Source organism: Actinomadura sp. NBRC 104412, assembly GCF_030269515.1.
Classification (GTDB): domain Bacteria; phylum Actinomycetota; class Actinomycetes; order Streptosporangiales; family Streptosporangiaceae; genus Spirillospora.
Genome location: NZ_BSTM01000007.1, coordinates 178,737 through 190,503 on the forward strand (window position 1 = coordinate 178,737; position 11,767 = coordinate 190,503).

General features: G+C 72.1%; 7 protein-coding genes. 5 read left to right on the forward strand and 2 right to left on the reverse strand.

Annotated elements, in window-relative coordinates; genetic code table 11:
* Nucleotides 1-89: 89 nt before the first annotated feature.
* Nucleotides 90-3,332, forward strand: coding sequence for a LamG-like jellyroll fold domain-containing protein (locus QSK21_RS11725; protein WP_285695577.1), 3,243 nt, complete (start codon nt 90-92; stop codon nt 3,330-3,332).
* A 291-nt stretch (nt 3,333-3,623) separates the two neighbouring features.
* A complete protein-coding gene (locus QSK21_RS11730; protein WP_285695578.1) occupies nt 3,624-5,192 on the forward strand; it encodes a YncE family protein in 1,569 nt (522 codons plus the stop codon).
* 89 nt (nt 5,193-5,281) lie between these two features.
* Here the strand turns inward: QSK21_RS11730 and QSK21_RS11735 are convergent, their stop codons facing one another.
* Nucleotides 5,282-6,397 carry a DUF1972 domain-containing protein gene (locus QSK21_RS11735; RefSeq protein ID WP_352231273.1) on the reverse strand — a complete coding sequence of 372 codons (1,116 nt, stop codon included), beginning with the start codon at nt 6,395-6,397 and terminating at the stop codon, nt 5,282-5,284.
* 198 nt (nt 6,398-6,595) lie between these two features.
* Here QSK21_RS11735 and QSK21_RS11740 point away from each other — a divergent pair, with 198 nt between their 5' ends.
* From QSK21_RS11740 to QSK21_RS11750, 3 genes are read left to right on the forward strand one after another with little or no spacing between them, the layout of a single operon-like run.
* Nucleotides 6,596-7,762, forward strand: a complete 1,167-nt coding sequence (locus QSK21_RS11740; RefSeq protein WP_285695579.1) for a glycosyltransferase family 4 protein — start codon at nt 6,596-6,598, stop codon at nt 7,760-7,762.
* Nucleotides 7,759-9,456, forward strand: coding sequence for a YveK family protein (locus tag QSK21_RS11745; protein ID WP_285695580.1), 1,698 nt, complete (start codon nt 7,759-7,761; stop codon nt 9,454-9,456). The genes QSK21_RS11740 and QSK21_RS11745 overlap by 4 nt, the downstream gene beginning before the upstream one ends.
* On the forward strand, nt 9,453-10,787 hold the full coding sequence (locus QSK21_RS11750) for a lipopolysaccharide biosynthesis protein (protein ID WP_285695581.1): 1,335 nt from the start codon (nt 9,453-9,455) through the stop codon (nt 10,785-10,787). The genes QSK21_RS11745 and QSK21_RS11750 overlap by 4 nt, the downstream gene beginning before the upstream one ends.
* Here the strand turns inward: QSK21_RS11750 and QSK21_RS11755 are convergent.
* On the reverse strand, nt 10,694-11,707 hold the full coding sequence (locus tag QSK21_RS11755; RefSeq protein ID WP_285695582.1) for a sulfite exporter TauE/SafE family protein: 1,014 nt from the start codon (nt 11,705-11,707) through the stop codon (nt 10,694-10,696). The genes QSK21_RS11750 and QSK21_RS11755 overlap by 94 nt on opposite strands.
* Nucleotides 11,708-11,767: the final 60 nt, after the last annotated feature.

Consider the following 11,767-nt stretch of genomic DNA (forward strand, 5'->3'; position numbering starts at 1 on the left):
GACAGTGGCTCCGCTAATCTTCCTTTGCCTTCTTTAGCTTGGATGGGGGATTTCAGCCGGTGATAACTGTCTCCGTCTTGCGCCCGGCCGTGCGAAGAGCCGTCCTGGCCACCGTCACGGCCTTCGGCACGGCCGTCTTCGGTCTCACGGCGATGCCCGCGGCCCCGGCCGCCGCCGACACCGCGCCGCCGCCGGGCACCCCGCCGACGGTGAGCGCCGACGCCTTACCGACCTGGCAGGTCAACGGGGTCGTGTGGAGCATGACGACGGTCGGCGACACCGTCTACGCCACGGGCAACTTCACCAAGGCGCGGCCGCCGGGCACGGCGGCGGGCAGCCCGCAGGAGGTGACCCGCAACAACATCCTGGCCTTCGACATCAGGACCGGTGAGCTGGTCACCTCGTTCGACCACTCGCTGAACGGCCAGGGACTGCGCATCGTCCGCTCGCCCGACGGCAGCCGGGTGTACGTGGGCGGCGAGTTCACCACGGTCGACGGGCAGCCGCGCAGCCGGATCGCCGCGTTCGACACCGCCACCGGCGCGCTCGACCCCGACTTCAAGCCCACCGTGTCCAACGTGGTGCGGGCGATCGCCGCGACCGACTCGACGGTGTACTTCGGCGGCAACTTCTTCAACGTCAACGGCAGCTCGCGGACCCGGCTGGCCGCGGTGCGGGCCTCCGACGGCGCGAACATCGACACCTGGCGCCCGACCGCCGACGACAACGAGGTGTACGCGATGGCGATGGCGCCCGGCGACACCCGGGTGCTGGTCGGCGGCCGGTTCCAGACGCTCAACGGCGCCTCCCAGGTCGGCATCGGCGCCATCGACGCCACCACGGGCGCGCTCGCCCCGTGGAGCAGCCGCCCGATCCCCAGCAGGTCGGGCAGCAACTTCTCGTACGTGACCGACCTGTTCGTGTCGGGCGACACCGTGTACGGGTCGGCCAACGGTGAGGGCGGTCACTGGTTCGACGGGCGGTTCGCGGCCAAGGCGGCGACGGGCGACCTGGTGTGGCTCGACAACTGCTACGGCGCGACCTACGGCATGTTCGTCGAAGGCCAGTCCGTCTACAGCGTCTCGCACGCGCACGACTGCTCCTCCCTGGGCGCGTTCCCCGAGACCAACCCGAGGAGCTGGCACCGGGCGCTGGCCGAGACCACGTACCCGACCGGGACGGACCTGATGCCGCCCGGCACCAACAGCAACTACAGCGGGCAGCCCATCCCGAGCCTGCTGCACTGGTACCCGACGCTGTCGGCGGGCACGTTCACCGGGCAGAGCCAGGCCGCCTGGGCCGTGACGGGCACCTCCGACTACGTCGCCATGGGCGGCGAGTTCCCCCGGGTCAACGGCGTCAACCAGCAGGGCCTCGTGCGGTTCGCCGTCAAGGACAAGGCCCCCAACGACGAGGGGCCGATCGCGTCCGAGCTGGGCACGCCCACCGCCCAGTCCGTGCCCGGAGGCAAGGTCCGGGTGAGCGTGACCACGACGTGGGACATGGACAACAACACGCTCACCTACGAGCTGCTCCGCGGGAACGACACCACCCCGGTCGCCACCGTGGAGAAGCCATCGACGTTCTGGCGGCAGCCCATCGTGTCGCTGTTCGACACCACGGCCGAGGCCGGGTCGTCCAACACCTACCGGGTCCGCGTCAAGGATCCGAGCGGTAACACCATCACCAGCGCGGCCTCCAACGCGGCCAGCCCCGGAACCGGGACGCCCGGCACGAGCGGCCCGTACAGCGGCGTCGTCCTAGGGGACGCGCCCGACGCGTACTGGCGGCTCGGCGAGCCCAGCGGTTCCGCCCTCGACCACGCGGGCAGCAACGACCTCACCCTGGGCGCGGGTGTCACGCACGGGCAGACGGGCGGCATCTCCGCCGACTCCGACAGGGCGATGGCGTTCAACGGCACCACCACCGGCACGGGCGCCAGCGGCGCGGTGCCCACGCCACGCGACTTCTCCATCGAGGCATGGGTGAGGACCACCAGCGCCGGCGGCGGAGAGATCATCGGGTACGGCAACAGGACCAGCGGGAACAGCACCAACTACGACCGCAACCTGTACCTGACCGACGACGGCCGTGTGGTGTTCGGCGTCAACAGCGGCGGCGTCAAGACGATCATGAGCGGTCCCGGCCTCAACAACGGCCAGTGGCACCACGTCGTCGGCACGCTCGACTCCGGCGCCGGCATGAAGCTGTACGTGGACGGGCAGCAGGTCGCCGCCAACGCCACCATCAAGAAGGGGCAGGCGTTCTCCGGCCTCTGGCGCGTGGGCGGCGACAACCTCAGCGGCTGGACCAACAGGCCGTCCAGCGACTACCTCAACGGGACGCTGGACGAGGTGGCCGCCTACCCGCGCGCCCTGACCGCCGCCGAAGTGGCCGAGCACCACGGCGTGGGCGCGGGCACGGTCACGCCCAACCAGCCGCCCACGGCCGCGTTCACCTCGTCCTGTGACGAGCTGGAGTGCTCGTTCGACGCGTCCGGGTCCACCGACGGCGACGGCACCGTGGCGTCCTACGCTTGGGACTTCGGCGACGGCCAGACCGGTACGGGGGCCACGCCGTCCCACTCCTACGGAGCGGCGGGCCAGTACACGGTGAAGCTGACGGTCACCGACGACGACGGCGCCACCGACGAGGTCACGCACGACGTCACCGTGACCTCGTCGACGCTCGCGTCCGACGCGTTCGAGCGCACCGTGACCGGCGGCTTCGGGACGGCCGACGTCGGCGGCGCGTGGACGAGCCTCGGCACGCCGGGCGCCGTGTCGGTCTCGGACGGCGCCGGCCGCGTCACGCTGGCGGCGCCGACCAACAGCGGTGGCGCGTACCTCAACGGCGTCAGCACCGACGCGTCCGACGTCTCGCTCAAGGTGTCGGTCGACAAGGAGGGCACCGGCAACGGCGTCTACTTCTGGGTGCTCGGCCGCCGCGTCACCGGGGTGGGCGAGTACCGGGCCAGGCTCAGGTTGCGGCCCTCCGGCGTCGTGTCGGCGTGGGTCAGCCGTACCGACGCCGCGCAGGCCGAGACGGGGATCGTCGCCGAGCAGAGCCTCCCGGGGCTCACCTACACGCCGGGACAGCGGCTGCGGGTGCGCTTCCAGGTCACCGGCGCCTCGCCGACCACGCTGAGGATGAAGGCGTGGGCGGACGGGACGGCCGAGCCCGCCGCGTGGCAGATCACCGCCACCGACGACACCGACGGCATGCAGGTCGCCGGAAGCGTCGGGCTGCGGGCCTATCTCGCCGGCAGCACCACCAATGCGCCGATCGTGGTCTCGGTGGACGATTTCCTGGCCACCAGGGCCGGAGGCTGACCGGAGAAGGGCACGACGCATGAAGGCGCCCCGGGGTTGTCATCCCCGGGGCGTTTTCTTTTCGTTCTGAAAGGTTCTCCCGGACGTGTGCGAGCACCCGGTGTAGAGGGATTCATCACGATTTCAAGAAGTGACCCGTCCCTCCCCGCGCGAAGGTTTACTATCGCCAGGCCAGTGTGACCGCAGGGGTCACAGGGGGCTATGAGCAGGGGAACCGATCACGTGAGAGCTGGACTGCTTGCGCGCCGCGCCGCATCGCGGAGCCGCCTTCCCGTCGCGGTAGCGTCCATCGTGCTTCTCGGCGCCGGACTGGTGCCCGCGGGGACGGCCGCGGCCGACACCGCGCCCGCCCAGGGGACCCCGCCGACGGTGAGCGCCGACGCCTTGCCGACCGTGCAGGTCAACGGCGTCGTGTGGAGCATGACCACGGTCGGCAACACGGTGTACGCGACGGGCAGGTTCACCAAGGCCCGTCCCGCGGGCACGGCGCCGGGGAGCGCGCAGGAGGTGACCCGCAACAACATCCTGGCCTTCGACATCAGGACCGGGAAGCTCATCACCTCCTTCAACCACTCGCTGAACGGCCAGGGACTGCGCATCACCCGCTCGCCCGACGGCAAGCGGGTGTACGTCGGCGGCGAGTTCACCACCGTGGACGGGCAGGCGCGCAGCCGCCTCGCCGCGTTCGACACCGCCACCGGCAAGCTGGTCGCCGGGTTCAAGCCCAAGGTCTCCAACGTCGTGCGCGCCATCGCCGCGACCAACAAGTGGGTGTTCTTCGGCGGCAACTTCTTCAACGTCAACGGCAGCTCGCGGACCCGGCTGGCCGCGGTGCGGGCCGCCGACGGCTCGCTCGGCTCCTGGAAGCCCTCCGCCGACGACAACGAGGTCTACGCGATCGCGATCCACGGCAACCGGGTGATCGTCGGCGGCCGGTTCCAGAAGCTGAACGGCACGACCAAGGTCGGCATCGGCGCGTTCAACGGCTCCACCGGCGCGCTGGAGCCCTGGAGCAGCCGCCCGATCCCGGCCAGGAAGGGCAGCAACTTCTCGTACGTGACCGACCTGTTCGTGCTGGGCGACACCGTGTACGGGTCGGCCAACGGTGAGGGCGGTCACTGGTTCGACGGGCGGTTCGCGGCCAAGGCGGCGACGGGCGACCTGGTGTGGCTCGACAACTGCTACGGCGCGAGCTACGGCGTGTTCGCCACGGGCCAGTCGCTCTACAGCGTCTCGCACGCGCACGACTGCTCCTCGCTCGGCGCGTTCCCGGAGACCAACCCGAGGACGTGGCACCGCGCGCTGGCCGAGACCACCTACGCCACCGGCAGGGACCAGGCTCCTCCCGGGACCAACAGCAACTACAGCAGGCAGCCCATCCCGAGCCTGCTGCACTGGTACCCGACGCTGACGGCGGGCACGTTCACCGGGCAGAGCCAGGCCGCCTGGGCCGTCACCGGCAACGCGAGCTATGTCGCGATGGGCGGTGAGTTCCCCAAGGTCAACGGCACCGCCCAGCAGGGGCTCGTGCGGTTCGCGGTCAAGTCGATCGCGCCGAACAAGCAGGGCCCGATCGTGTCGTCCCTCGGCACGCCCCGCGCGGTCAAGGGACGGAACGGCATCACGGTCTCCTGGAAGACCACGTGGGACATGGACAACAAGAACCTGACCTACGAGGTCCTGCGGGACAACGGCACCACCCCGATCGGCACCGTGAAGCGCGACTCGACCTTCTGGTCCATGCCGACGCTGACGTTCACCGACAAGACGGCGCCCGCCGGGGCGCACACCTACCGGATCCGCGTGAAGGACCCGCTCGGTGTGACGATCACCAGCGCGCGGTCCAACGCGGTCGGCTGAACGGGTCGACGGACGACCGGACGAAGACGCGCCCCCGGGTGGCCGGCCACCCGGGGGCGCGTTCACGTGCGCGCCGGTCGTGGCTTCGTCTACCGCCGTGCCCGGACGGTCTTGCGGGTCAGCCTGCGGGCCACCAGGTCCTCGCAGAGTCGTTCGTAGGCGGCGGCCACGTCGTCCCATACATAGCGTTCCGCGGCCCGCTTGCGCGCCGCGGAGCCCCGTTCGGCCGCGGCCTGCGGATCGGCCTCGGCGGCCTCGATCAGGTGCGCCAGCGACACGGCGTCGGTGAAGAAGCGGCCCGCCTCCTCGCCGAGCACCTCGCGGTTGAAGTTCACGTCATAGGCCACCACGGACGCCCCGGCCCCCATCGCCCGCAGCAGCGACGGGTTGGTGCCGCCGACCGAATGCCCGTGGATGTAGGTGAGCGCACCCGCGTACAAGGCGTCCAGTAGGTCTTGGTCCCAGACGCCGCCGAGGAACCGGATCCGCGGGTCGTCGCCCGCCAGCTCACGCACCCTCTCGGTGTAGGCGTCGGAGTACGGCGCCGAGCCGACGACCACCAGCGGCTTGACGGCACCGCTGCGCCGGTAGCCCTCGACCGCCAGGTGGACGTGGTTCTCCGGCTCGAACCTGGCCACCACCAGGTGGTAGCCGCCCGGCTGGTAGCCGGCCTCGGTCAGCTTGGTCACGTCGGTGCCGGCCAGGATCGGCGCGCCGTAGGCGATGAACACCGAGGACGCCCCGAACCGTTCGGTGTAGTAGTCCTGGATGCCGCGGGCGTCGGCGATCAGGGCGTCCGACCAGCGCACGGCAAGGCTCTCGGCGTTGCGGTAGTAGCGGCGGCCCGCCCCGCTCCACTTGGTGCGCTTCCACTCCAGGCCGTCCACGTGCGTGGCCACCGGGATTCGCATCATCCGCAGCACCGGCAGCAGCGGCGCGTTGGCGGCGTTGAAGACGAGCGCGACGTCCGGGCCCCTGCGGGCGATGCGGCGCGCCGCGGTGTGCGTCACGGAGAACGCCGTGTGGCTGAGCGTCTCGGCCACCTTCTTCTTGATGGCGGGCAGATGCACCAGCCGCATCCCGAGGTACTCGCCTCCGGGATGGCGCTCTCCCCGGCAGTAGACGGTCACCTCGTGCCCCGCCTTCACCAGCCGCCGGCCGATCTCCTCGACCGCCGTCTCGAAGCCGCCGTAGCGCGCCGGCACTCCGCGGGTCCCAACCATGGCGATGCGCAACGTGACCCTCCGCCTCCTCTTCGCGATATTTCCGCCCAGGACTCGGCATTTTGCGCCGAGGCTGCTAACCGCTGCGGGCTTCAGACGTCTAGACGGTAAAGGAGAGTTAATCTGAGCGTGGCGCGAAAGCGGTAGTCGGATTGACAGTAATTTCCAGAGGGAGGGACGTTGACCGAACGTGACGCGGGTCCCGTAGTGGTGCTCGCGCACCCTTCGCCCGACCTGTACGGCTCCGACCGCATGCTGGTGGAGTCGGTGCGGGCGCTGGCGCCCACCCGCCGGGTGGTGGTGACACTACCCGCCGAGGGTCCGCTTTCGCAGGCGCTCAGGGACGCCGGAGCGAGGATCGAAATCCTTCCCGTCCCGGTGCTCCGCAAGGCGTACATGTCCCCGCTGGGCCTGCTGCGGCTGGCCTTCGCCAACCTGCGCGCGCTCCCGAAGGCGCGGCGGCTGCTGCGGCGCATCGGGGCCGAGGCGCTGTATGTGAACACCATCACCATCCCGATCTGGCTGGCCGCCGCCAAGCTCGCCCGAGTCCCCGCGCTGTGCCACGTCCACGAGGCGGAGGACGGTGTGCCCCGCCCCGTGCGCGCCGCGCTGTCGGCCCCGCTGCGGCTGGCCCGCACGGTCGTCGTCAACAGCCGGGCCAGCGCCGCCGCCCTCGGCTCGGCCGGGCGGCGCGCCCAGATCGTCTACAACGGTGTGGAGGAGCCCCCCAGCGTCACCGAGCCGCGGGCCGCGCTGACGGGCCCGGTGCGGATCACGCTGGTCGGCCGGCTGTCGCCGCGCAAGGGGTCCGACATCGCGATCCGCGCGGCCGGACTGCTGCGGGAGCGCGGGTACGATGCGACCCTGACCTTGGTGGGCAGCGTCTTCCCTGGCTACGAGTGGTTCGAGAAGGAACTGCGGGAACTGGCCGGCGACGCCTTGGAGGACGGGAGCGTGGTGCTGGCCGGGTTCCGCCCCCAGGTCTGGGACTTGCTGGCCGAGACGGACGTGGCGATCGTGCCCTCCAGGGTCGAACCGTTCGGTAACGTCGCGGTGGAGGCGATGCTGGCCGGCCGCCCGGTGGTGGCGGCGGACCTGCAGGGCCTCGCCGAGATCGTGACCGATGGCGAGAATGGTGTGCTGGTCCCGGCCGACGACCCGGTCGCTCTGGCGGACGGGGTGGCCCGCCTGCTGGACGATTGGGACGGAGCACTGGCCATGGCCAAACGCGCACGCGCGGACGCCACCCGGCGGTTCGGCAAGGATCGGTACCACCGGGAGATGCGGGAGGCGGTCCGTGCCCTCACCGATCCCGATGCCCCCGTGAGGACTTCGAGCATCCGATGACAGCACAGACCCCCGCCACACCGGAGATCAGCCTGGTGGAAGCCGTCTGGCGCTTCCGGCTGATGTCGTTCCTCATCATCCTGGCCTGCGTGCTGGCCGCCGCCGCGGCGACGCAGCTTGTGTTCAGCGACGTCAAGGCCACCGCGAGGTTCGCGGTGACCGACCCCACCAACACCAACAACGTGCTGCGGCAGGGCGTGATGTCCGGGCAGGGCTACGCCGCCTACACCGCGCAGCGGGCCGCGTTCGCCGGCTCCACACCGGTGATGAACCGCGCCGCCGAGATCCTCAAGGAGGAGGGCGGCGGGCCCGTGCTGACCGGCGGGGCGCTGCGCGGGCGCGTGCAGACCTCCAGCAAGCCCGACGGCGGCGTGGTCATCGTGACCGCGACCGCGTCCACCATGCGCGAGGCCGCCATGCAGGCCAACGCGGTGGTGAAGGCGTACCAGGAGGTCACGATCAAGACCAACCAGCAGCAGCTCGACAAGCAGCTGGCGACGCTCCAGGCCACGAAGCAGAAGCTCACGAGCCAGCTACAGTTGGCCACCCCGGGGACCCGCGAGTACCGGGTGCTGAGCTCGGACCTGCTCAAGCTTCAGGAACGCGAGTCCGGCGTGGTGTCGGCGCGCTCCAACACCAACGACGGCGTGCAGTTCGTCGACACCGCCGACCCGTCCGCCGCGGCGCCGAGCAAGCTCCCGCGCAACGCGGCGATCGGCCTGGCGATCGGGACGATCCTGGCCTGCGTGGTGTCGTTCCTGCGGGCCGCGGGCCTGGCCCGGCGCGAGGCCCTCACCATGGCCCACGGCCCCGCGACCCCCGGTCCGGGCCCGGCGCCGCCCGGCTACGAACTTCCGCCCGGGTACGGCGAACCGCAGACCGGCTACGGCGATCTGCCGCCGGGCGGCGGCTACGGCCGGCTCCCGCGCGGTTCGTACGCCGAGAACGAGTTCCGCGGCGAGCTGGAGGCACCGGCCGCCCGCGCCGAGATCCCCCGCCCGGCGGCACCGCCGCGCCGCGCCGGGGGCGGCGAGCGGTCCAGGGGCGGACGCCGCCGCGGCGCGCGTGACAGGACGTCCGAGCCGCCCGCCGACCGGCCGGGACGCCGCTGGTCCGACGAGGTCAACGGCGCCGCGTCGGCGCCACCGGCGGCGCCGATGCCCTCGTCCGCGTCCTCGTCCATGCCTTCTTCCCCCAAGCCCCCGCCCCCGTCCACCGAGGCGCTGCTCGACCGGGCCGAGGCGCTGCTCGACCGGCCGGAGCCCGGCGCCGCCACGCCCGGCCCGCCGCCCCCTCCGTCCACCGGCGGCCCGCTCGGCCGTTCCGGCTCGGGGAGCGGCACGTCGTCGCGCGCCAAGAAGCCCGCGGCTCCCAAGCCGCCGGCCTCGCCGGCCCCGGCGTCCGCGGACGCCAAGGTCGCCGGCGGTCCCAAGAGGTCACGTTCCAAGGGCGGTGCGCACGCCGCTGACGCGCCCGCCGACGATCAGGCGAAGAGGGAGATCCCGGCAGAACTGTGGGCGGACGGCATCGATCTGAGCGGGGACCCGAACCAAACGATGAAGGACAACCCGATCATCTCCGACACGGACGCGGCCGCCATGGACGCGGCCGCCATCCTCAGGGAACTGAGCGAAGAGGCGGAGAAGGGCAAGGGCGGCGGCTCGTCGTCCCTGATGCGCTACAACGACAAGTGAGCCCGCGTCCCGGAGGGGCCGGGCGGGGCCTGGGCCGGGCGGGACGGCTGCTGTCGTCCGCGGGCGGCGCGGTGACGGTCCAGTTCGTCACCGCCGGCGGCAGCCTGGTCGTGCAGGCGCTGGCCGCCCGCACCCTGGGCGCCGACGGGTTCGGCGCGTACGCGCTGCTGCTGTCCGTGCTGGTGATGATCACGGCCCTCCAGACGTCCTTCGTGGGCGACACGCTGACCGTCTTCGACCGGTTCGAGCCGCGGATCCGCGGGGCACTGCTGCTCTCGGTGGCCGGCACGGTCGCCGCGGGCACGCTGGCGGGCGCGGCGGTGGCGGTGGGCCTGGGAGTCGCGGTGCCCGCCGGGGCCGCGCTGTTCGCGCTCTGGCTGCTGAACGAGACCGGACGGCGGATCTTCACCGCGCGGGGGGAGTTCTGGCGGCTGGCCGCCAACGACTGCTGCTACGTCGCGGTCACGCTGGGCACGCTCGCCGGTGCGCTGGCGCTGGACGTGCCGGCTTCGGTGGACCTGCTGCTGGGCGCCATGAGCGTGGGCTGCGCCGTCTCGATCGCGCTGGCCGTGCTGCGGCTGCCCAAGCGGGAACTCGCGCCTGCCCCGCTGCGCGGTAGCGCGCTGAGGGAGGTCCTGGGGTTCGCCTGGTGGCGTTCGGTCCAGGCGGCGATCCGGCCGAGCGCGCTGCTGGCGGCGCGCTTCCTGATCGTCGCGTTCTCCTCCACCGCCCTGCTGGCCGGGATCGAGGCCGCGCGGCTGCTGCTGGCCCCGGCGCTGACCCTGATCAACGGGGCGGGCGGGTTCCTGCTGAGCCACTTCGCCAAGGCCGAGCGCGAGGGACGTCCCGTGGCCACGCGGCGGGCGTTGCGCGCCAGCGCGGTGCTGGGCGCCGTGGCCCTGGCGGTGAGCGCGGCGGGCGTCCTGCTGGCCGGTCCCCTCGGGCCGGTGGTGACCGGCGGCTCCTTCGAGGTGGACGGCACGGCGCTGATCGGCTGGGGCGTCTACGCGGTCTGCGTCGCCTGCACGCTTCCGCTGGCGATGCTGGCGACCGTCCGCAAGGAGTCCCGCACCGTGTTCATGATCCGGGCGACGGAGGCGCTCACCGGCCTGGCGGCGCTGGCGGCGCTCCTGGTCGCCGGGGAGGGCAACGCCGTGTACGCGCCGTACTGCCTCGGGATCGGCGGGCTGGTGTCGTCGGCCCTGCTGTGGCGGATGCTCCGCCGGGGCGACCCCGATCAGCGTCCGCGGCGCAGGGACGCGGACGCCGCGGCGTCCTCCGGCCCGGCGGACGCCTTGGCCGCGGGCACGGGCACCGCCGGAAGGCCGTGACGGCGGCGCAGAAGCATCCACGCGACGCCCGTGGCCGCCGCCAGTCCCAGCAGCGTCCAGGCGAGCACGGTGTTGCTCAGGCCGAACATCTTCAAGGCCGAGGCGACCAGCACGAAGGCCAGGGCCCGCCGGATCAGGCCGCCGGGGGCCCTGGAGGAGATGCGCGAGCCGAGGTACACGCCGGGGATGGAGCCGGCCAGCAGCGCGGCCGTGACCTCAAGCTGGAGGTCGCCGAACAGCAGATGACCCAAGGCGGCGGCGAGGACCAGGGGCACGGCCTGTAGCAGGTCCGTGCCGACCAGGTGGTTGCTCTTGAGCGCGGGGTAGAGCGCCAGCAGCCCCACGATGATCAGCGAGCCGGAGCCCACCGAGGTCATCCCGACCACCAGCCCGCCGGCCGCCCCCACCAGCGCGGTCGGGAGGGGGCGCACGGCGATCCCGGGGGCCTGTGCCGCCGACGGCTCGTCGGGCGCCACCGTGCGCCGCTCCGCCCCGGTACGGCCCGCCGCGCGGTCCTTCAGCGCCAGGTAGCCGCGGACCACCAGCCCGGCGGCGGCGATCAGCAGCGCCACCCCCATCGCCTTCTGGATCACGTCCTGGACGTTCTCGCCGTCGCCCAGCGCCCGCGCCACCAGCACCCCGCAGAACGCGGCGGGCACCGACCCGGCGCACAGCCAGCCGACCAGGCGCATGTCGATCGTGCCCCGCCGATAGTGCACCGCGCTGCCGACGGGCTTCATCACGGCGGCGGCGGCCAGGTCGCTGGACACCGCGGCCAGCGGGCTGACCCCGAAGAAGGTCACCAGCATGGGCGTCATCAGCGCGCCGCCGCCCATGCCGGTCAGCCCGACGACGATGGCGACCAGGAAGGAGCCCAGCGCCATCGTCCAGTCGAAGCCGGCCAGCCAATCGAAGTTCATCGCCATGACCTATCGAGTAACAAGGGAATAGAGTCCGCCACAGCGTACGAGGCCCCCACA